15 protein-coding genes are annotated in these 20,047 nt (G+C 73.4%); 3 read left to right on the top strand and 12 right to left on the bottom strand.

The features are described 5' to 3' along the window. Nucleotides 1–83 precede the first annotated feature (83 nt). The 7 genes from AB0K43_RS28115 to nrdR all read right to left on the bottom strand — a co-directional run bounded on the left by AB0K43_RS28115 (nt 84) and on the right by nrdR (nt 8,428). The gene (locus AB0K43_RS28115) at nt 84–1,331 is read right to left on the bottom strand and encodes a cytochrome P450 (protein WP_363644581.1); all 1,248 of its coding nucleotides are present in this window, start codon (nt 1,329–1,331) and stop codon (nt 84–86) included. Then, complete coding sequence (locus AB0K43_RS28110; protein ID WP_363644579.1) at nt 1,328–1,957, bottom strand: ATP/GTP-binding protein; 630 nt, start codon at nt 1,955–1,957, stop codon at nt 1,328–1,330. Before AB0K43_RS28110 ends, AB0K43_RS28115 begins: the two co-directional genes overlap by 4 nt. Then, nucleotides 1,938–2,306 carry a DUF742 domain-containing protein gene (locus tag AB0K43_RS28105; RefSeq protein ID WP_363644577.1) on the bottom strand — a complete coding sequence of 123 codons (369 nt, stop codon included), beginning with the start codon at nt 2,304–2,306 and terminating at the stop codon, nt 1,938–1,940. Before AB0K43_RS28105 ends, AB0K43_RS28110 begins: the two co-directional genes overlap by 20 nt. Further along, nucleotides 2,303–2,713, bottom strand: a complete 411-nt coding sequence (locus AB0K43_RS28100) for a roadblock/LC7 domain-containing protein (RefSeq protein ID WP_363644575.1) — start codon at nt 2,711–2,713, stop codon at nt 2,303–2,305. The genes AB0K43_RS28105 and AB0K43_RS28100 overlap by 4 nt, the downstream gene beginning before the upstream one ends. Next, nucleotides 2,713–4,455 carry an ATP-binding protein gene (locus AB0K43_RS28095; protein ID WP_363644573.1) on the bottom strand — a complete coding sequence of 581 codons (1,743 nt, stop codon included), beginning with the start codon at nt 4,453–4,455 and terminating at the stop codon, nt 2,713–2,715. The genes AB0K43_RS28100 and AB0K43_RS28095 overlap by 1 nt, the downstream gene beginning before the upstream one ends. A gap of 382 nt (nt 4,456–4,837) precedes the next feature. After that, nucleotides 4,838–7,750, bottom strand: a complete 2,913-nt coding sequence (locus tag AB0K43_RS28090; protein WP_363644571.1) for a vitamin B12-dependent ribonucleotide reductase — start codon at nt 7,748–7,750, stop codon at nt 4,838–4,840. 180 nt (nt 7,751–7,930) lie between these two features. After that, nucleotides 7,931–8,428 carry a transcriptional regulator NrdR gene (gene nrdR, locus AB0K43_RS28085; RefSeq protein ID WP_363644569.1) on the bottom strand — a complete coding sequence of 166 codons (498 nt, stop codon included), beginning with the start codon at nt 8,426–8,428 and terminating at the stop codon, nt 7,931–7,933. A 465-nt stretch (nt 8,429–8,893) separates the two neighbouring features. Here nrdR and lexA point away from each other — a divergent pair, with 465 nt between their 5' ends. After that, a complete protein-coding gene (lexA, locus tag AB0K43_RS28080) occupies nt 8,894–9,556 on the top strand; it encodes a transcriptional repressor LexA (RefSeq protein ID WP_233288955.1) in 663 nt (220 codons plus the stop codon). 82 nt (nt 9,557–9,638) lie between these two features. Here lexA and AB0K43_RS28075 read toward each other — a convergent pair whose 3' ends face one another. From AB0K43_RS28075 to AB0K43_RS28055, 5 genes are read right to left on the bottom strand one after another with little or no spacing between them, the layout of a single operon-like run. Next, complete coding sequence (locus AB0K43_RS28075; protein WP_363644567.1) at nt 9,639–11,753, bottom strand: ATP-dependent DNA helicase; 2,115 nt, start codon at nt 11,751–11,753, stop codon at nt 9,639–9,641. 12 nt (nt 11,754–11,765) lie between these two features. Further along, nucleotides 11,766–13,571: an IucA/IucC family siderophore biosynthesis protein gene (locus tag AB0K43_RS28070; RefSeq protein WP_363644565.1), complete on the bottom strand. Its 1,806-nt coding sequence runs from the start codon at nt 13,569–13,571 to the stop codon at nt 11,766–11,768. Continuing rightward, entirely contained in the window at nt 13,552–14,907 is a 1,356-nt protein-coding gene (locus AB0K43_RS28065; RefSeq protein ID WP_363644563.1) for a SidA/IucD/PvdA family monooxygenase, read from the bottom strand. The genes AB0K43_RS28070 and AB0K43_RS28065 overlap by 20 nt, the downstream gene beginning before the upstream one ends. Nucleotides 14,908–14,948: 41 nt before the next feature. After that, nucleotides 14,949–15,554, bottom strand: a complete 606-nt coding sequence (locus tag AB0K43_RS28060) for a GNAT family N-acetyltransferase (protein WP_363644561.1) — start codon at nt 15,552–15,554, stop codon at nt 14,949–14,951. Further along, a complete protein-coding gene (locus AB0K43_RS28055; protein ID WP_363644559.1) occupies nt 15,551–17,332 on the bottom strand; it encodes an IucA/IucC family protein in 1,782 nt (593 codons plus the stop codon). Before AB0K43_RS28055 ends, AB0K43_RS28060 begins: the two co-directional genes overlap by 4 nt. A 256-nt stretch (nt 17,333–17,588) precedes the next feature. Between AB0K43_RS28055 and AB0K43_RS28050 the strand changes: the two genes are divergently transcribed. Both AB0K43_RS28050 and AB0K43_RS28045 read left to right on the top strand, forming a co-directional pair. After that, nucleotides 17,589–18,701, top strand: a complete 1,113-nt coding sequence (locus tag AB0K43_RS28050) for a trypsin-like peptidase domain-containing protein (protein WP_363644557.1) — start codon at nt 17,589–17,591, stop codon at nt 18,699–18,701. A gap of 79 nt (nt 18,702–18,780) precedes the next feature. After that, nucleotides 18,781–19,926 (top strand): hypothetical protein, encoded by a 1,146-nt coding sequence (locus AB0K43_RS28045; protein WP_363644555.1) that lies wholly within the window; start codon nt 18,781–18,783, stop codon nt 19,924–19,926. The last annotated feature ends 121 nt before the right edge of the window (nt 19,927–20,047 follow it).

The following is a 20,047-nucleotide window of genomic DNA, read 5'->3' as shown; positions in this document are numbered from 1 at the left end:
GGCGGCCGGCAGCTGATCGGCGGGCGGCAGTCGATCGGGCGGGCGGCAGCCGGGCGGTCCTCGGCCGCCACCCGCCCCGCCGGTCAGTCCGTCACGTAGCCCGGCGTGAACGCCACCGGCAGCGCCACCAGCGCCCGCACCCAGGCCGACGGCCGCCACACCAGCGCGCTCTCCGCCACCGCGAGCCGCAGGTCCGGCAGCCGGTCCAGCAGCACCTCGATCGCCGTGGTCGCGATCACCTCGGCCGCCTCGCTGGCCGCGTGCGGGCAGCCGTGGTCGCCGTACGAGAAGCTCAGGTAGGCCCGGTTCCCCTCGGCCGGACGGCCGCCGTCGGGCCGCACCGCCGGGTCCGTGTTGGCGCCCGCGAAACCGAGCAGGACCAGGTCGCCCTTGCTGATCTTCTGACCGCCGAGCTGGGTGTCCCGGGTCGCCCAGCGGCCGGCGAAGATCTGGGTCGGGGTGTCCTCCCAGAGCGCCTCGCCGAGCGCCTGCCCGATCGAGCGCCGACCGCCCGACAGCGAGGCCGCGAACCGGTCGTCGGTCAGCATCAGGCGCAGCGCGTTGGAGATCCAGTACGCGGTGGTCTGGTGGCCGGCGATCAGCAGCACCCGCAGGTCGCGCATGATCTCGTCGTCGGTCAGAGCGGCCTCGTGCGCCACCAGCACCGAGGTCATGTCGGCGGCCGGGTTCACCCGCCGCTCCTGCACCAGCTGCAGCATCACGGCCAGCAGGTCCACGGCGCCGGCCTGGGCGCCCGGCCCGCCGTCCACCATCGCGACCAGGGCCCGGATCAGCCGGGGCGTCTCCTCCTCGCCGAGGCCGAACATCCGGCACAGCGCGAGCAGCGGCACCTGGTGCGCGTACTCGGCGACCAGGTCCGCCTCGCCCCGGCCGGCGAACTCGTCGATCAGCCGGTCGGCGATCTCCTCGCAGTACTTCTTCAGCTCGTACGGGTCCACCGAGGCCAGCGCCTCGTCCACGGCCGCCCGGCGGCGCTGGTGCTCGGCGCCCTCCGCGTACATCACCGACGGGGCCGAGGTCATCATCGGCCGCAGCGGCCAGTCCTGCGGGATGCTGTCCCACAGCCGCCAGCGGTCGGCGTCCCGGCCGAACACCTTCGACTGGCTGGTCACCAGCTGGAGCTCGCGGTAGCCGATCACCAGCCAGGCCGGCACCCCGCCCGCCAGCTCGACCGGGGCGACCGGGCCGTGCGTCGTGCGGAGCTCCTGGTACACCTGCGCCGGGTCGGTCTGGAACCGCGGCCCGTACAGCGGGGCGGCGCCGGCATGGGCCGGGCAGCCGGGCGGCGGGGTGGTCGCGGGCTCGGTCACGGGGTCTCCTCCACAACGGCGGTCTGGGCTTCGGCCAGCCGGTGCAGGTGCTGGAGCAGTTCGATCAGCACCTGCTTGCTGGACTCCCGGTCACGGGCGTCGCAGTCGACCAGCGGGACGTGCTCCGGCAGATCGAGCGCGGCCCGCACCTCGGCCAGGGTGTGCGCCGGGCCGTCGAAGTTGTTCCGGGCCACCACGAACGGCGTCCCGTGCTGCTCCAGCCGGTCGATGGCGTACCAGGACTCCTCCAGCCGGCGGGTGTCGACCAGCACCACCGCCCCGAGCGAGCCGGCGAACAGCCGGTCCCAGAGGAACCAGAACCGCTCCTGCCCCGGGGCACCGAACAGGTAGAGCACGTGCTCGGCGCTGAGCGTGATCCGGCCGAAGTCGAAGGCCACCGTGGTGGCCCGCTTGTCCCGGACCGCGGACAGGTCGTCGATGCCCTCGCCCGCCCGGGTCATCGTCTCCTCGGTGTTCAGCGGGCGGATCTCGCTCACCGAACCCACCAGGGTGGTCTTGCCGACCCCGAACCCGCCCACCACCACGATCTTCAGCGCATTGGTCGCGGTGCTGCGCAGCGGCACCCGGTCGGTGAGCACCGCGGTGTCAGAGCTGTTGGAGACCATGGAGCACCTGCTTCAGCATGTCGAGATCGGGCAAGCGGGCCTTGGTCGGGGCGAACCTGGGGTGGCGGGCCGTGATGGTGCCGGCCTCCAGCAGGTCACCGAGCAGGATCCGCACCACGCTCACCGGCAGGCCGAGGTCGGCGGCCACCTCCACCACGGCGGTGGGGGTCTCGCACAGCCGCAGGATCCGGGCGTGCTCGGACTGCATGCCCGGCGCCGGCTCCTGCTCCGTGACGATCAGGGTGACCAGGTCGAAGGCGTGCTCCGGCGGGCGGCTGCGCCCCTTGGTCACGGTGTAGAGCCGGTCCGGATCCTCGTCCCACCCCGGCAGGTTCCGGGGGGCGTTCACACCCCGGCCTCGATCTCGCGCGGCGGGGCGCTCAGGTAGGCCCCGATCTGCTCGATGAGCCCGTGCATGTTGTGCCCGACCACGCCGACGTCGGCGTCGTCCTCCGTCACCACGGCCAGGTGCGCGCCCTCGCCGGCCGCCACGATGCACAGGATGCCGCCGTGGAACTCGGTCATCGACTGCCGCACCCCTCCCGAGCCGTCGCCGAACTCGATCGAGGCGCCGTGCGCCAGGCTCTGCATCCCGGAGGCGATCGCGGCGAGCTGGTCGGCCTGGTCGGTGCCGAGTCCGACCGTGTGACAGAGCTTCAGCCCGTCCGCCGAGAGCACCAGGGCGTGCCGCGCCCCCGGGGTGCTGCTCAGCAGATTCTCCAACAGCCAGTCGAGATCACGGTCGGTGCTGCTCATCAGGAGTCGTCCTTCGGGAGAGCGTCGTGGGATTCGTCCGGCCCCTGCTGCAGGGCCTTCCGGAAGGCGCCGAACCGGGCCGCCGAGAGAGCTGCGGCGCCGGGGCGGGCGGGCTGCGCCGGTGGAGCGGGCGCGATGGTCTGGGAGGTCGTGGCACCGGCCAGGGTCTGTCCGCGGCGACGCTGCGGCAGGCCACCGGTCCCGGCCGGGGCCGCCGGCGCGGGCTCGACCGGCTCGGTGCGGGCCGGTTCGGTGCGGGCGGGCTCGATGCGGGCCGGCAGCGTACGGTTCGGCTCGGAACGCAGGGGTTCGGCGCGCAGGGGTTCGGCGCGCAGCGGCTCGGAACGCAGCGGCTCGGTCCGGCGGCCGTCCGCGCCCTGGCGGTTCTCGGTGTTCCCCCGGTCCGGGGAGCGGCCCACCGTCAGCGCCTTGGCCAGCGCCGGGTTCGGGTGGGTGACCAGCTGTTCCGGGATCAGCACCACCACACCGGTGCCGCCCCGGGCGGACGGCCGGAAGGAGATCGACAGCCCGTGCTTGCGGGCCAGCGAGCCCACCACCGCCAGGCCCAGCCGGGTGCCGGCGGAGAGGGCGGTCAGGTCCAGCGGCTCACCGGAGACGGCCTGCTCGGCCCGGCGCAGCCAGCTGCCGCCGAGGCCCAGTCCGCCGTCCTCGACGGTGATCACCAGGCCCGAGTGGACCTCCTCGACGTACACGTGCACCTCGGCCGGGGGCGCCGAGAAGTTGGCGGCGTTGTCCAGCAGTTCGGCCAGCGTGTGCATCACGCCCTCGGCCGCGAAGCCGGCCACCGCAGCGGTCGAGGCGGAGTGCAGCCGGACCCGCTGGTAGGCGCCGATCCGACCAAGGGCGCCGCGCAGGATCGACTCCACGCCGATCGGCTTGGTCCAGCGGCGGCCCGAACGAGCCCCGGTGAGCACCGCGATGCTGTCGGCCATCCGCCCGACCTGTGCGGTGGAGTGGTCCAGGCTGAGCAGGTCGCCGAGCACGTCGTCGCCGTGCCGGTGCTGCATGTCGCGCAGTTCGGCGTGCATCGAGGTGGCCAGCGCCTGGACCCGGCCGGCGGCCGTGGCACACACCGCGAGGGCAGCGGCCCGCTGCCGCTCGCCCCGGCCGATCTCCTCCGCGACCGTGCGCAGCAGAGCGTCGTGGGCGGTCGCCGGGCGGCCCGCCAGCACGGTGTTGACCGCGGCGCCGGCACGCAGTCGGCCGATCACCTCGGGCAGCACCTCGGCCGACAGCGCGGCCAGCGCGGCCCGTTCCTCCGCGGCGGTCCGGACGTCCTCGCGCAGCGCGGCGGCGGTGCTGTCGGCCTCGGCCAGCGCGGTACGCGCGCCGTGCAGGTCGGCCCGGTCCCGCTCGGCACCGGCCTGCGCCTCCGCGAGTGCGGCGCGCAGGGCGGCGGCCACGTTGTGGCCCGCGGTGACGTCGGCGTGCAAATGGGCCACCGTGCCCTGGGTGGCGGCCAACTCGCGGCGCGCCAGGGTCAGCTCGGCCTCCGCCCGGTGCGCCCGGCCGGCCAGCCGGGCGGCGATCACCACCAGGCCGCACCAGGCCAGCAGCACACCGCCGGCCACCCCGGCCACCACCGCGCGGTGCCCGGCGGCGGCGACCACCGCACCGGCGGCGGCGGCCGCACCGAGCAGCACCGCGGCGGCGGCCCACAGTGCCGAGCCGATGTCCCGGCCTTGGTACGCCGCGCGAGCGGGGCGCGTGCGAGCTTTCATCTATCTGATCCTCGGTGCAGGCGTCAGCGGCAGGGCGGTCGACATCGCGCGACCGCCCGAGGCACACGACAGGGCCCGCCCCGGGCGGTTGATCAGTACACGCGGTCATCAGATCATATCGATTCAGCACACGGTCTCAACCGGCCAGTTGACGTTCCGTTGTGGCAACCCAACCCTGCGCATCCGTACAACTCCGGGTGAACGGCGGCCGACGCGTTCCGGAGCACCGGGCCGGACCGCACGTCGGAGGCCCGGCGCGACCCGGAGCGGGAGGGAGCGCGCGCAGCACGAAGGGCGCCGACCGGTCGGTCGACGCCCTTCGTGCACCACTACTGGCCGCACCAGCGCGCCGGGGCGATGCCCCGTGCGCCGGCGACCGTGATCAGCTGCAGCCGCTGGTGGAGCCGCAGCCCTCGCACAGGTAGCAGCTGCCGGCCCGGCGCATCTTGGTGCCGCAGGAGAAGCAGAGCGGCGCGTCCGCGCTCAGGCCGAGCTGGATCTCCGCCAGTTCGGTGGAGTTGTGCGCCCTGGCCGGGGCCGGTGCGACGGCCTTCGGCGGCTCGGCGGGGGTGCCGGCGGCGGGCTTGGAGGCCTCGGCCAGCGGGGCGGACTGGGCCAGGCCCTCGACGTCCACGTCGTCCTCGACCGGCTCGTAGGAGCCGGTGTCCAGGTGGCGCTGGCGCTCCTCGACGGAGTGGATGCCGAGCGCGGAGCGGGTCTCGAAGGGCAGGAAGTCCAGCGCCAGGCGGCGGAAGATGTAGTCGACGATCGACTGGGCCATCCGCACGTCCGGGTCGTCGGTCAGACCGGCCGGCTCGAAGCGCATGTTGGTGAACTTCGAGATGTAGGTCTCCAGCGGGACGCCGTACTGCAGGCCCACCGAGACGGCGATGGAGAAGGCGTCCATCATGCCCGCGAGGGTGGATCCCTGCTTGGACATCTTCAGGAAGACCTCGCCCAGACCGTCGTCCGGGTAGGAGTTGGCGGTCATGTAGCCCTCGGCGCCACCGACCGTGAAGGAGGTGGTGATGCCGGGACGGCCCTTGGGCAGTCGACGGCGGACCGGGCGGTACTCGACCACCTTCTCGACGACCTTCTCGACCACCGGCGCGGCCGCGGGTGCCGCGACGGCCGGGGTCTTGGTCTTGGCCGAGAGCGGCTGGCCGACCTTGCAGTTGTCGCGGTAGATCGCCAGCGCCTTGACGCCGAGCTTCCAGGCCTCGAAGTAGATCTCCTCGATCTCCTCGACCGTGGCCGCCTCGGGCATGTTGACCGTCTTGGAGATCGCACCGGAGATCCACGGCTGGATCGCCGCCATCATCCGCACGTGGCCCATCGCGGAGATGACCCGCTCGCCCATCGCGCAGTCGAACACCTCGTAGTGGGCCGGCTTCAGGCCCGGCGCGTCGACCACGTTGCCGTGCTCGGCGATGTGCGCGACGACCGCCTCGATCTGCTCGTCCTGGTAGCCGAGACGCTTCAGCGCCCGCGGCACCGTGCCGTTGACGATCTGCATCGAGCCGCCGCCGACCAGCTTCTTGAACTTGACCAGGGCGAGGTCGGGCTCGACCCCGGTGGTGTCGCAGTCCATCATCAGGCCGATGGTGCCGGTCGGCGCGAGCACCGAGGCCTGCGCGTTGCGGAAGCCGTTGCGCGCGCCGAGGCGCAGCACCTCGGCCCAGGTCTCGGTGGCGGCGGCCCACACCGGGGTGTCCAGTCCGTCGGCCGGCACGGCGGCGGCGTTGGCGTCCGCGTGCTGCTTCATCACCCGCTGGTGCGGGGCCGCGTTGCGGGCGTAGCCCTCGTACGGGCCGACCACGCCGGCCAGCTCGGCGCCGCGGCGGTAGGCGGTGCCGGTCATCAGCGAGGTGATGGCGCCGGCCAGCGCGCGGCCGCCCTCGGAGTCGTAGGCGTGGCCGGTGGCCATCAGCAGCGCGCCGAGGTTGGCGTAGCCGATGCCGAGCTGGCGGTAGGCGCGGGTGGTCTCGCCGATCTTCTCGGTGGGGAAGTCGGCGAAGCAGATGGAGATGTCCATCGCGGTGATGACCAGCTCGACCACCTTGGCGAAGCGCTCGGCGTCGAAGCGCTGGCCCCCGTCGGCCGCGGCGTCGTCCCGGAGGAACTTCATCAGGTTGAGCGAGGCGAGGTTGCAGCTGGAGTTGTCCAGGTGCATGTACTCGGAGCAGGGGTTGGACGCGTTGATCCGGCCCGACTCCGGGCAGGTGTGCCAGTGGTTGATGGTCGAGTCGTACTGGATGCCCGGGTCGGCGCAGGCCCAGGCGGCCTCGGCCATCTTGCGGAAGAGCTTCTTGGCGTCGACGGTCTCGATGACCTCGCCGGTCATCCGGGCCCGCAGGCCGAACTCGGTGCCGTTCTCGACCGCGGTCATGAACTCGTCCGAGACCCGGACCGAGTTGTTGGCGTTCTGGTACTGGACGGAGGCGATGTCGTCCCCGCCGAGGTCCATGTCGAAGCCCGCGTCGCGCAGCGCGCGGATCTTCTCCTCCTCCTTCACCTTGGTCTCGATGAAGGCCTCGACGTCCGGGTGGTCCACGTCCAGCACGACCATCTTGGCCGCGCGGCGGGTCGCGCCGCCGGACTTGATGGTGCCGGCCGAGGCGTCGGCGCCGCGCATGAAGGAGACCGGGCCGGAGGCGTTGCCGCCGGAGGAGAGCAGCTCCTTGCTGGAGCGGATCCGGGAGAGGTTCAGGCCGGCGCCGGAGCCGCCCTTGAAGATCATGCCCTCTTCCTTGTACCAGTCGAGGATCGACTCCATGGAGTCGTCGACGGCCAGGATGAAGCAGGCGCTGACCTGCTGGGGCTGCTTGGTGCCGACGTTGAACCAGACCGGCGAGTTGAAGCTGAACACCTGGTGGAGGAGGGCGTGGGTGAGCTCGTGCTCGAAGACCTCGGCATCCTCGGCGGAGCCGAAGTAGCCGTGCTTCTCGCCGGCGGCGCGGTAGGTCAGCACCACCCGGTCGATGATCTGCTTGAGGCTCCACTCGCGCTGCGGGCTGCCCACGGCGCCGCGGAAGTACTTGGAGGTGACGATGTTGACCGCGTTGACCGACCAGAAGTCCGGGAACTCCACGCCGCGCTGCTCGAAGTTGATCGAACCGTCGCGCCAGTTGGTCATGACGACGTCGCGCCGCTCCCAGCTCACCTCGTCGTAGGGGTGGACGCCAGGGGTGGTGTAGATGCGCTCGATCCGCAGGCCGGCCTTGGCCGCCTTGCCGGCGCCCTTGGTCCGCTCGGACTTCGACCCGCGTGCGGAACCGCTCGTCGTGTCTGTCACTTCTGGTCCTCCTCCTGGGCAAACGCCCTAGGTGCCCCGAACCTTCCGGGCACCGCTGGTTCGCTTCTCCTGGCGTGCAGGGCTGCCGGTCGGCCCGCCGATGTGCACGTTTTGTTCGGTTTGTGCGCCGATTTCAGGCGCGCGGGGCCCCGAGGGGCCGCACGGGGTACGGCCGAGCCGTCAGGGCGCGGCGGCGGGGGTCGGCACGGGTGCGCAGTCCTCCGCGATCACCGGCCGCTCGACGCGGAGCTCCGCGATGGCGGCCTCGAAGTCCTCCAGGCCGTCGAAGGCCTTGTACACGCTGGCGAACCTCAAGTACGCGACCACGTCGAGGTCCTTGAGCGGACCGAGTATGGCCAGCCCGACGTCATGGGTGGAGAGCTCGGCGCTCCCGCTGGCCCGGACGCACTCCTCGACCCGCTGGCCGAGCTGGGCCAGTGCGTCCTCGGTCACCGGACGACCCTGGCAGGCCTTGCGGACCCCCGAGATCACCTTCTCCCGGGAGAACGGCTCGGTGACTCCGCTGCGCTTGATCACCATCAGCGTGGCCGTCTCCACCGTGGTGAAACGGCGGCTGCAGTCCGGGCACTGACGGCGGCGACGGATCGAACTCCCGTCATCGCTGGCGCGGCTGTCCACCACGCGACTGTCCGGGTGCCGGCAGAAGGGGCAGTGCACCTGAGGACTTCCTCCCTGGCGGCAAGACATCGGACTCCGCCACTCTACCGGACCACAACCTGTGGGTACGAGCGAGGAGACTAGCCACTAGATCTAGGAGTCGGGGGGCGACGCGCCGGAAGCGGTCGAGATCCCTCCGCGACGCGGAATACACTGTTCGAGTCGAACATTTAATCGATGTACACCCAAAGCCTTGATCGAGTCAGCTAACTGCTTGATAATTCACTCGAACGTGTGTTTGGCGCAACCTTTCGATAGGTGCACCAGTTGAGCTGCACAAGGGAGAACGCCTGTCGAATGAGGGCCGCCATGAACACGGTAGAAGCAAGGACCGCCATTCCGGTGCAGGAGCGCTCGGCGCGCACCGCGGACCAGAGCATGGACCACAGCATGAGCCAGAGCCAGCCGATCGAGCACGCCTCGGTGCAGGACGCCGTGCTCGTCCAGCCCGCCCCGCCCCGCGCCATGCCCGGCCGCCCGCCGGGCATCCGCACCGACGAGGCGGGCCTGACGGAGCGCCAGCGCCGGGTGATCGAGGTGATCAGGGACTCGGTGCAGCGCCGCGGGTACCCCCCGAGCATGCGGGAGATCGGCCAGGCCGTCGGCCTGTCCAGCACCTCCTCGGTGGCGCACCAGCTGATGGCCCTGGAGCGCAAGGGCTTCCTGCGGCGCGACCCGCACCGCCCGCGCGCCTACGAGGTCCGCGGCGTCGAGGTCGCCCGGCCGAACACGGCGGAGACCGCCGGGCGCCCGTCCACCTCGTACGTGCCGCTGGTCGGCCGGATCGCGGCCGGTGGCCCGATCCTCGCCGAGCAGACCGTCGAGGACGTCTTCCCGCTCCCCCGCCAGTTGGTCGGCGAGGGTGAGCTGTTCGCGCTCACCGTCCGCGGCGACTCGATGATCGAGGCCGCCATCTGCGACGGCGACTGGGTCACCGTCCGCCGCCAGCCGGTCGCCGAGAACGGCGACATCGTCGCCGCGATGATCGACGGCGAGGCCACCGTCAAGCGCCTCAAGCGCGAGGACGGCAAGATCTGGCTGATGCCGCACAACCCCGCGTACGAGCCCATTCCGGGTGACAACGCGACCATCCTGGGCAAGGTCGTCGCGGTGCTGCGCCGCCTCTGACCGATCACGACCCGACATCCCGGGGGCTCCGGGCCGATCACGGCCGGGGCCCCCGCGGCATGTCGCGGCCCGGTGGCCGGGGCTACGACACCGCCCGCTTGGCGACCGGGCGGACCGGGGCGGCCGAGGCGTCGATCGCGGCCAGCGAGCGCCGCACCTGGTTGCGGTCGGTGGTGTACCAGAAGTCCGGCATCGAGGAGCGGAAGAAGCCGCCGTACCGCGCGGTGGCCAGCCGCGGGTCGAGCACCGCGACGATGCCCTTGTCGTCCGCCGCGCGGACCAGCCGGCCGGCGCCCTGCGCCATCAGCAGCGCGGCATGGGTCGCGGCCACCGCCATGAAGCCGTTGCCGCCGTGCTCCTCGACGGCCTTCTGCCGGGCGCTCATCAGCGGGTCGTCCGGGCGCGGGAACGGGATCCGGTCCATCACCACCAGCTGGCAGGCCGACCCCGGCACGTCCACCCCCTGCCAGAGCGACAGGGTGCCGAACAGGCAGGTGGTGGCGTCCGAGGCGAACTCCCGGATCAGCTCGCCGAGGGTGTCCTCACCCTGCAGCAGGATCCGGTTGTCCAGCCGCTCCCGGAGCGCCTCGGCGGCGGTCTGCGCGGCCCGCATCGAGGAGAACAGACCCAGCGTGCGGCCGCCGGCCGCGCCGATCAGCTCGGTCAACTCGTCCAGCATCTGCGGCCGGTCGGGCTCCCGCCCGGGCGCCGGCAGGTGCTTGGCCACGTAGAGGATGCCCTGCCTGGGGTAGCTGAACGGGGAGCCGACGTCGATCCCGCGCCAGTACGGCGGGGCGTCCTCGCCCTGCGCGGGCTCAAGCTCGGCCGCCGAGCGCTCGTCCGGCAACCGGCCGTCGACCGGCAGGCCGAGCGAGCCGGCCACCCCGTTGAAGTCGCCGCCCAGCTTGAGGGTGGCGGAGGTGAGGACGACCGACCGCTCCTTGTAGAGGTTCTCCCGCAGCAGCCCGGAGACGCTCAGCGGGGCCACCCGCAGCGAGGCCGCGCCCAGGCCGAAGCGGTCGCTGCGCTCGATCCAGACCACGTCGTACTCGGAGTCCTGGAGCAGCCGGTCGGCCGTCTCGTGCAGCGTCTCGGCGGAGGCCATCGCCTGCTTGCGCACGGCGTCCTCGTCGGTGAGCGCCTTGTCCCTGGTCTCGCCCAGCGAGGTGATCACCTGGCGGGCGGCGTCCCGGATCCCGGAGACCGCGTACGCCAGGTACTCGGGCAGTTCCTCGACCCGGCCGGGCTGGGCGGTCTCCATCAGGCCGTGGTAGTTCTCGGCGGCCGCCTGGAGGGCGTCCACCGCCTTCTCGTTGGCCAGCTTGGCGGCCCGCCGGACCGCCCGGTTGACGGCGTGCACCGACAGCTCGGCGGTGGCCGCGCCGGTCACCCGGTTCACCAGCTCGTGCGCCTCGTCGATGATCAGCAGGCCGTGCTCGGGCAGCACCGGGGCGCCCTCGATGGCGTCGATCGCCAGCATCGCGTGGTTGGTCACCACCACGTCCGCGAGCTTGGCCCGCTCCCGGGCCGCCTCGGCGAAGCACTCCCCGCCGTACGGGCACCTGGTGGCCCCCAGGCACTCCTTGGAGGTGACCGACAGCTGTGCCCAGGCCTTGTCGGAGACGCCCGGGGAGAGGTCGTCCCGGTCCCCCGTGTCGGTCTCACCGGCCCACTCGCGCAGCCGGAGCACGTCCTGGCCGAGCTTGCCGGACGGGCCGCCGAGCGCCTCGACCGGGTCGAACAGGCCCTCCCCCTCGTCCGCCGGGGTGCCCTCGTGCGCGCGGTGCAGGCACAGGTAGTTGGAGCGGCCCTTGAGCATCGCGAACAGCGGGCGGCGGCGCAGCACCGGGTGGAGCGCGTCCACCGTCCGGGGCAAGTCCCGCTCCACCAGCTGGCGTTGGAGCGCGAGGGTGGCGGTGGCCACCACCACGCGGTCGCCGTGGGCGAGCGCGGGCACCAGGTAGGCGAGGGACTTGCCGGTGCCGGTGCCGGCCTGCACCAGCAGGTGCTCGCCGGTGTCGACCGCGGCGGAGACCGCCTCGGCCATCTTGACCTGGCCGGGCCGCTCGACACCGCCGACGGCGGTGACCGCGGCGTGCAGCAGCTCCGGGAGCCGGGACGCGGGGACGGCGGCCGGAGCTTCGTCGCCCGGTGCTTCGTCGGCCGCCTGGAGGAGGGATTCGGAGTCGTTCGTCATCGCGTCCCAAGCCTACGGGGCGGGAGTGACAATCCGGCCCCGTTGTCCCGGCATCCCGATCGCGGCCCCGGGGTGCAGCGCGTTCTCCACCTGGCCGTGGACGGCCGCGTGCGGCCGTTCGGCGCGGTCGCGGTAGCCGTCCAGCAGGAGCCGGTTGCGGTTCAGGCAGAGCCGGTCGATCCGGCGCGTGAAGAGGTCGAAGAGCGCGAACCGCTCCCGCAGCTCGGGGAAGCGCCGCTGGTGGGCCAGGATCCGCTCGCGCAGCAGCGCCCAGAACTCCCGCTCGGGCAGGCCGAGCTGCTGCTCGAAGAGCGGCGCCAGGTAGCGGTACACCCCGATGAACAGGCCGGCGTGCAGGAACTGGCAGAGGTAGGCGGGGGGTTCGCGCAGCAGCACCCCGGCCACCTCGGGCGGCAGGCCGGCCAGCTCGGGCAGGTCCTGGTCGCTGAGGTTGATGTCGTCCACGAAGTCCTTGACCGCGAGCCGCACGGGCACGTCCCGCTCGTCGTAGACCACGATCGCGTTCTCGCCGTGCGGGGAGAAGACCGTGCCGTAGCGGTAGAGGAAGTGCAGCAGCGGCGGCAGCATCACCGCGAACAGCCGGCCGAGCCACTCGGCGGGCGCCAGCCCGGAGCGGGCGACCAGCTCGGCCACCAGTGCCCGGCCGTCCGAGCCGGTCTGCAGCAGGGCGGCCAGCGTGCGGCCGCGCTCGCCGGCCTCCAGGCAGCTGTCCAGCGACTGCCGCCAGATCGCGCCGAGCAGCTCCTTGTACTGGTAGGGCGCTTCCGGCAGGTCACGGTAGAGCGGGTGGTCCACGGTGACCGAGGCGAGCTCGCCGAGCAGGATCACCCGGCACTCCTCGCGCAGGAACGGGTCGGCGTCGCGGATCGCGTGCACCCAGGCCGTCACGGCGGGCGCGGCCAGCGTGCGCCGGGTCGGCAGACCGCGCCAGACCAGGGTGTTGAGGATGGCGAGCGGCAGCTTGACGGTGCAGCGTTCGGGCCGGGTGAGGTTGAAGAAGCTCCGGATGGACTGCTGCGGCAGCCGCAGGTCCCCGTCGCTCGGCAGCGGGACGATCCGGCCGTCGGCGATCCAGGGGGCGAACAGCGGCACGACGACCTCGTCCCACTGCCAGGGGTGGACGGGCAGCAGCAGGTACTCGTCGGCGCGCTCCCCGAGCACCGCGCGCAGCCGCTCCGGGGAGTCCAGCTCCCGCTCGTACAGGTCCGCGGGGCCGCGGTACTCGGCCAGGCTGCGGTGCACGGCCAGCCACGGGAGCGGCTGGGGCCGGCGCGCCTCCGGGGCCCAGCGGGCGGCGTCCTGCGCGGAGAAGCCGATCCGGCCCTTGTTGGGGACGATCCACGGGTGGCCGGTCTGCCGGCCCTCCAGCTCGACGTGCCCGAGCCCGGCCAGCTGGGCGGCGGTGAGCTCGGTGCCCAGCTGGTGGGTGTCGGCGATCAGGGTGGCGGTGAGCTCGCGGATCAGGTGGCCCACCGTGTCGCCGGAGAGTCCGAGCAGGTGCCGGGCGCGCTGGACGAAGCGCAGCGGATCCACCTCGGGGTCCTGCGGGCAGCTCACCGAGGCCGGATCGACCTGCCAGCCGCCGTACGCGCCGCGGCGGGCCCGGAACCGGTAGCCGGCGCCGGGCAGTTCGAGCGCGTACCCGTCGCCGTCGCCGTCGGGCTCCGGGGTGATCAGCTCCTCGTACGCGAACTCGCCGAGCATCTTGGCGAGCAGCCCCCGCCGGGCCCGCTGCCAGTGCTCCTCGGTGAGGTGCGGGGGCAGCTGGAGCGGCTGGTCAGCGGACGGCTGCGGCACGGTTCTCCTCCTGGGGTCGCGGGAGCAGGGCGGCGGTGGGCGGGGCGAAGCTGGTCCAGGCGGTGCGGGTGGGCAGGTGGTGGACCGACCGGCCGGCGACGGCGTTGAGGATGACGGCCGCGCGGTGGGCGCCCAGACCGAGGTCCGGGGCGCCGACCCCATGAGTGTGCAGCTCGGCGTTCTGGACGTACAGACCGCCGGTGAGGGCCGCGGCGGTGGCCACCCGGTGGTCCAGGTCGACCCGGTAGCGGCCCTGTTCGTCCCAGTCGATCAGGTCGGCGATCGGGTCCAGCAGGGCCGGGCGGACGGCCCGGTACCCGGTGGCGAGCACCACGGCGTCGGTGCGCAGCAGGTGCCGGACCCCGGAGTCCCGGTGCCGGCAGCTGAGCTCGAAGCCGCCGCACGGGCCGGCCTGGGCCCCGGTGACCTCGGTGCCGGGGACGATCTCCACCGGGTCGGCGTCCAGCGGGCGGCCCACCGTGCGGTCGTACAGGTGGTCGTGGATCTGGGCCAGGGTCTCGGCGCTGGCGGCCTTGTGCAGTTGCCACTGGGCCGGCACGAGCCGGTCCCGGGCCGGGCCCGGCAGGCCGTGGAAGTAGCGGGTGTAGTCGGGGGTGAAGTGCTCCAGGCCGAGCTTGGAGTACTCCATCGGGGCCAGCGCCCGGCTGCGGGTGAGCCAGCGCAGCCGGGTGCCGTCCGCGCCGCGGGTGCGCAGCAGGTCGAGGAAGATCTCGGCCCCCGACTGGCCCGAGCCGATCACCGTGATGTCCCGGGCGCCGGCCAGCGCGGCCCGGCGCTCCAGGTACTGCGCGCCGTGCCAGACCAGCGGGTGGCCGGCCAGCCGGTCGAACGGTTCGGGGCAGGCCGGGACGGTGCCCACCCCCAGCACCACGGCCCGCGCCGGCACCGGCCCGGTGGCGGTCTCGGCCCGGTAGAGCCGCTGCTCGGGCTCCCAGTGCAGGGCGGTGACCTCGGCGGAGAAGCGGCAGTTGGGCAGCCGCTCGGCGGCCCACCGGCAGTAGTGGTCGTACTCGCGGCGGGGCAGCTGGAAGCGCTCGGCGAAGTAGAACGGGAACAGCCGCCCCTGGTCGCGCAGGTAGTTCAGGAAGGACCAGGGGTTGGTCGGGTCCACCAGCGAGACCAGGTCCGCCAGGAACGGCACCTGCATCCGGGCGCCGTCGACCAGCATGCCGGGGTGCCAGCGGAACTCCGCCCGGGCCTCGCAGAAGAGGGTCCGCAGGCCGTCGGCGCGGTCGGCGAGCGCGGCGAGGGACAGGTTGAACGGGCCGATGCCGACGCCCAGGAGGTCGTACGGCTCGGGCTGCGGGTTGTCCATGCCATCCACTTCGGGGAGAGGGGGTTCGGGCTCGGGTGGCGTCAGCCGGGCGGGCCGGCGGGGCTGAGGCCGGCGCGCCGGCGCACCATCAGGGCGGCCCGCTTGCCCGGCAGGTCGAGTGCGCCGCGCGCGTCGAAGCCGGCCTTGCGGAAGGCCCGCAGGGACGGGGTGTTGCGCAGGTCGGGCTCGGCGACGACCTGCTCGCAGCGCGGCCGGCGGGCCAGGATCCGGGTGGCGAGCGCGGCCAGCAGCAGGCCGCCCAGGCCTCGGCCGCGGGCCTCGGCGGGGCCGAGCAGCAGGTGCAGCCCGGTGTCGTGGGGCCGGGCCGGGTAGTGCAGGGCGAGCGGGTCGAGGTCGGCGCGGTAGACCTCCCAGTAGCTGATCGGGGCGCCGTCCAGCAGGCCCAGGCACGGCACGCTGCGGCCGTCGCCGTCGAGCTGGGCGCGCAGGTGGCGGCCGGTGGTGGCGGGTGGTCCGGCCAGCTCCCAGAAGGCGTCCACCGCCGGGTCGTTCATCCAGCCGGCCAGCAGCGCGAGGTCGGTGTCGGGGTCGGCCGGCCGGAGCCGGAACTCGCCGGCGGCGGTGGGCATCGGGCCCCAGTCGGCCACGCCGTCCAGCAGGTCCGGCGGCGGCCCGGCCACCGTCACCCCGTCGCCACGGGGTTGGTGATGGTCACGTACACCGACTGGGTCTCGACCGGGCCGACCAGCTCGTCCAGGCCGTGCAGCCGGGTGAGCAGGTTGGCCTTGCAGCGCAGGGTGGGCGAGTCCAGCAGGTGGGCCGGCAGCCGGGAGCCGGTGGCGGCGGCCTCGGGGCCGGCCAGGAAGCCGCGCAGGGCGGCCAGCAGCACGCCCTCCTCGGCGAGGCCCTGGGAGCCCAGGCCGCCGATCAGGCCGAGGACGTGGTTGATGCCGAGGTAGTAGGCGAAGCGCTCGTCGGCGACCTGGTCGGGCACGAAGGTGTCGCTGTGCGCGCCGATGCCGGGCGACCGGGCGGCCAGCCGGCCCGCGTGCGAGGCCCGGAAGTAGTACCCCTGGTTGTCGCGGTAGCGGCCGCCGACCGGCCAGCCCGCCGCGTCCAGCACCGCCAGGCTGTTCTGCTGGTGCGCCTCCAGGGCGATGCCGGCCTGCCCGTCCAGCCACAGGATCGGCAGCACCACGGCGTGCAGGTAGCGCAGGAACCATTCGGCGGCGACGGTCTGCACCGGTCGGCCGCTGCGGCCGGCCAGCTCCCGCAGGATGTCGGACAGTTGCGAGTGCATCCGGCCCAGCGGCTGCTCGGCGATCAGACCGGCCACGCACAGCGCCCGGTCGGCCGGGCCGAAGGGCTGGCTGCGGAGCACCGTGTCCAGGCCGCCCGGGTCGCCGAGGCCGGGGTGGTCCACGCCGATCCAGGCCGGGTCGCGGACGATGTCGAAGCCCGGGTGGGCGGCCTGCCACTCGGCGCCCAGACCGCGCTCCAGCAGCCGGTGCACCTCGACACCCCGGTGCAGCTCCTTGCGGAGGTTCTCCCGGCGGGAGTTGGTGATCCGCAGGCCCAGCGACAGCTTGAGCATCCACGGGGTGCCGGGGCGGTAGACGGTGCGGACCGAGGAGGTGGGGTGCCAGGGCTCGCCGTGCGGTCCGAGGTCGTGCAGCAGGCCCTCGTCCAGCAGGGCGGCGACGGCCGGGCGCAGCGCCAGCTCCCCGGCCTGCCACGGGTGCAGCGGGAGGGCCGCGGTGCCGGGTGGCAGCAGGCCCGGGTCGCCGAGCAGCCGCGCCGTGAGGGCCTCGGCGGGCAGCGCGGCGGCGGAGTCGGCGGCCAGCAGCTCGCGGTCGACCGCGTACCAGTGCAGCCGGAAGCTGCCGCCCAGCTCGGGCGAGTAGGCGGCGCTCTGGGCGGGTGCCAGGCCGTCCCGGCTCTTGGGGGTGGGGTGCAGCGGGTGGCCCAGCAGCAGCGACTGCTCGGCCCGCAGGAAGGGGGTGCCGGCCTCCCGGGTCGACGCCCGGTGGTGGGCCAGGAATTCGGCGGTACGGCCGACCGAGTCCGCCACCCGGGCGGCCAGGTCGGCGATCTGCCCGGGGTCGGGGTGTTCGGCCGCGGCGCCGGCGAGCAGCGCGGCGACGGTGACGGGGTCGACCGGGCCCGGTGCGCCGTGGCCGGCGGTGACGGTGACCCGCCCGAACCGGTGCCAGCCGCAGGCGGACCAGTGCCGCAGCGGGGCGGCCAGCTCGGCGGCGCCGCCGAGGACGGCGATCCGCAGCTGCCCGCCGGCCGGGCGGGCCCCGGTCTCCCGGGCCCAGCACCGCAGCAGGCTCTCGGTGGCGGCCTGTTCGGCGGCGGTGGCCGGATCCGGGTGGAGCAGCGGATCCGGCGCGGCCGTGGCGGCCTGCGCGGCCGGCCTGGTGGCTACGGCCGGCGGGGCTCCGGTGAGGGCGGTGCTCAAGGCTGCTCCTTCGGACGGGCTGGACTACGGGTAAGGGCTACCTATCCCGGGGTCGTGAGCACAAGATCAGCTCACTCCTTCCGGTGAACGGCGAACCATCACTCACCCCCGGGGGTGAGCACTGTCACTCGGACGGCCGACACCGGTCACGAATCGATGACCACTCGTCAACAGCCGGACACCGGCGGGCCCCGGGTCCGGCGCGGATGGGAGACTGCGGCAGGGGAACTCTGTCGAACGTCCGGGGGCGGGGCCGATGTCATCGATCAACCGCACCGCGGGGGCCGCTGCCGTGGCCCTCGCGGTGCTCTTCACCGGGGCCGCCTGCGGCGCCCCCGACGACGGCGGCCGGCGCGCCTCGGGGCTGCCGCGCAGCTGGGACGAGTTGAAGCGGTGGCGCTTCGAGGACTGGGACAACTGGGCCTCCAAGCACGTCTTCCACAACCCGCGGACGGAGGGCGTGTGGAGCCCGGACAGCATGGCCGGCGCACCCGCGCAGCAGCCCGCGCCGCCCGCCGCCTCGCCCGCGGCCTCCTCCCCGCCGCTCTCCGCCACTGCCGGCCCCGCCGCATCACCCACCGCCGCACCGGTGCCCTCCGCCGTCCAGGCGGTGGCCGTGCCGCGCCCCTACACCCGGTACGCCGCCTCCGGGAAGGTGTTCATGACCGCGCCGAACGGCGGCACCGGCCAGTGCTCCGCCACGGTGGTCGCCGACCCGGCCCGCCCCGGCCGGAGCAATCTGGTCTGGACGGCCGCGCACTGCGTCCACGAGGGCAAGGACGGCGACTGGTTCAGGAACCTCATCTTCGTTCCCGCCTACAACAGTTCGGGCGCGGCCAGCGGCGGCCGCAAGGCGACGCTGGCCGAGGTGGCGCCGCTCGGCCAGTGGTGGGCCGACAAGGTGATCACCTCGCCGCAGTGGACGGCCGAGGGCGGGCACGCGGGCAACTCGGCCAACCAGTACGACTTCGCGGTGCTCCGGGTGCACGCCGCGGACGACTCCGGGCAGTCGCTGGAGGAGGCCGTCGGGTCGGCCGTCCCGGTCTGGTTCGACGCCCCGCGCGACGGCATCACCGTCTCGGCCTGGGGCTACCCGGTCGGCCGCCCCTTCGACGGCCAGGAGTTGGACCGCTGCGACGCGGGCCGGCCTGGGGTGCTCTCCTTCGACCCCGAGCGCCCGGCGATGCACACGATCAGCTGCACCATGACCTCCGGCGCCAGCGGCGGCGGCTGGTTCGCCACCCTGCCGGACGGCCGCCAGGCGCTGGTCAGCAACACCTCCCTCGGGACCGTCGACCACACCTCGCTGAACGGCCCCTACCTGGAGGGCGTGGCCCGCCAGGCGCTGGACTACCTCTCCAAGAAGTGACATCCGTCCGAGAAAGACATCCGTCCGAGAAGCACCGACACCCGCCCCACCGACCGACCGAGCAACGGGGATCGAGCCCATGCCTTCCACCCACCGACGTTCCGCCGCGGCCACGGCCGCCCTGCTCACCGTGCTGGCGCTGACGGCCACCGGCTGCCAGGACGACCCTGCGCCGCAGGCCGCACCGCCGCCGCCCTCGTCGGCCCCTTCGGCCTCCGCCGGCAAGGGCGGCATCAAGCTGCCGGACTCGCTGAAGGACCTCAAGAACTGGAGCGCCGACGACCTGGCCAACTGGGCCAAGGACCACGGCTTCAAGCCCGAGGTGCTGAAGGGCTACTGGGACCAGGTCCGGATGGAGGCCGCCAAGGGCGTCAAGCCCAAGGAGGCCAACATCGCGACCGCGAAGTCCCCGACCCGCTCCGAGGTGCAGCTGCCGCCCGCCATCGCGGCCACCGCGGAGAAGCACCCCTACAGCCCGGGCACCGCGGTGGTGGGCAAGATCTTCATGAGCGTCAGCCCGACCGCCGACGCGGAGTGCTCCGGCACCGTGGTCTCGGACCCGGCCAACCCCGGCCGCTCCAACCTGGTCTGGACGGCCGCGCACTGCGTCCACGAAGGCAAGGACGGCGACTGGTTCAAGAAGATCGGCTTCGTGCCCTCGTACAACCGGGGCGGCGCCGCGAGCGGCGGCAAGAGGGCCACCGTCGCCCAGCTCGCCCCGTACGGTGCCTGGACGATGGACGCCGGTTACGTCTCCCCGCAGTGGGTCCAGGAGGGCAGCGAAAAGGGCGGCCCGGCCAGCCAGTTCGACTTCGCCGTCTTCCACGTGCACAACGAGGAGGGCGGCAGCCGCTCGCTGGAGGAGACCGTCGGCGGCTCGATCCCGATCTGGTTCAACGCCCCGATCGACACGATCAGCGCCGTCTCCGCCTACGGCTACCCGGCCGAGGTCCCGTTCGACGGCCGCGAGCTGGAGCACTGCGACTCGAGGGTCAAGCTGACCCCGTACGTCTACGACCCCGCGCGCCCGCCGATGAACGCGATGGGCTGCACCATGACCGGCGGTTCCAGCGGCGGCGGCTGGTTCGCCACCAAGCCGGACGGCAAGCCGGCCCTGGTCAGCAACACCTCGGTCGGCAACGACCAGGCCACCTTCCTGGCCGGCCCCACCCTCGGCGCGGACGCGCAGAAGGGCTTCGAGTACTTCAGCCGGCAGAAGCACTGACCGCGGCGGGGGCACCGGGCGGACGAACGCCGCGGGCCCGGCCCGCAGATGTTGCGGCGCAGCAGCACCTCGGCGGCGCGCAGCACCCGGTCCTCGGTGCCCGCCGGCACATCGTGCTGCC

Source organism: Kitasatospora sp. NPDC049258 (assembly GCF_040678895.1).
Taxonomy (GTDB): Bacteria; Actinomycetota; Actinomycetes; order Streptomycetales; family Streptomycetaceae; genus Kitasatospora.
This window is presented reverse-complemented; position numbering and strand designations above follow the sequence as displayed.

Coding starts and splice junctions, on each gene's coding strand:
- AB0K43_RS28075 (WP_363644567.1), bottom strand. CDS start 11,753: ATGACGAACGACTCCGAATCCCTCCTCCAGGCGGCCGACGAAGCACCG.
- AB0K43_RS28050 (WP_363644557.1), top strand. CDS start 17,589: ATGTCATCGATCAACCGCACCGCGGGGGCCGCTGCCGTGGCCCTCGCG.
- lexA (WP_233288955.1), top strand. CDS start 8,894: ATGCCCGGCCGCCCGCCGGGCATCCGCACCGACGAGGCGGGCCTGACG.
- AB0K43_RS28065 (WP_363644563.1), bottom strand. CDS start 14,907: ATGGACAACCCGCAGCCCGAGCCGTACGACCTCCTGGGCGTCGGCATC.
- AB0K43_RS28095 (WP_363644573.1), bottom strand. CDS start 4,455: ATGAAAGCTCGCACGCGCCCCGCTCGCGCGGCGTACCAAGGCCGGGAC.
- AB0K43_RS28110 (WP_363644579.1), bottom strand. CDS start 1,957: ATGGTCTCCAACAGCTCTGACACCGCGGTGCTCACCGACCGGGTGCCG.
- AB0K43_RS28045 (WP_363644555.1), top strand. CDS start 18,781: ATGCCTTCCACCCACCGACGTTCCGCCGCGGCCACGGCCGCCCTGCTC.
- AB0K43_RS28100 (WP_363644575.1), bottom strand. CDS start 2,713: ATGAGCAGCACCGACCGTGATCTCGACTGGCTGTTGGAGAATCTGCTG.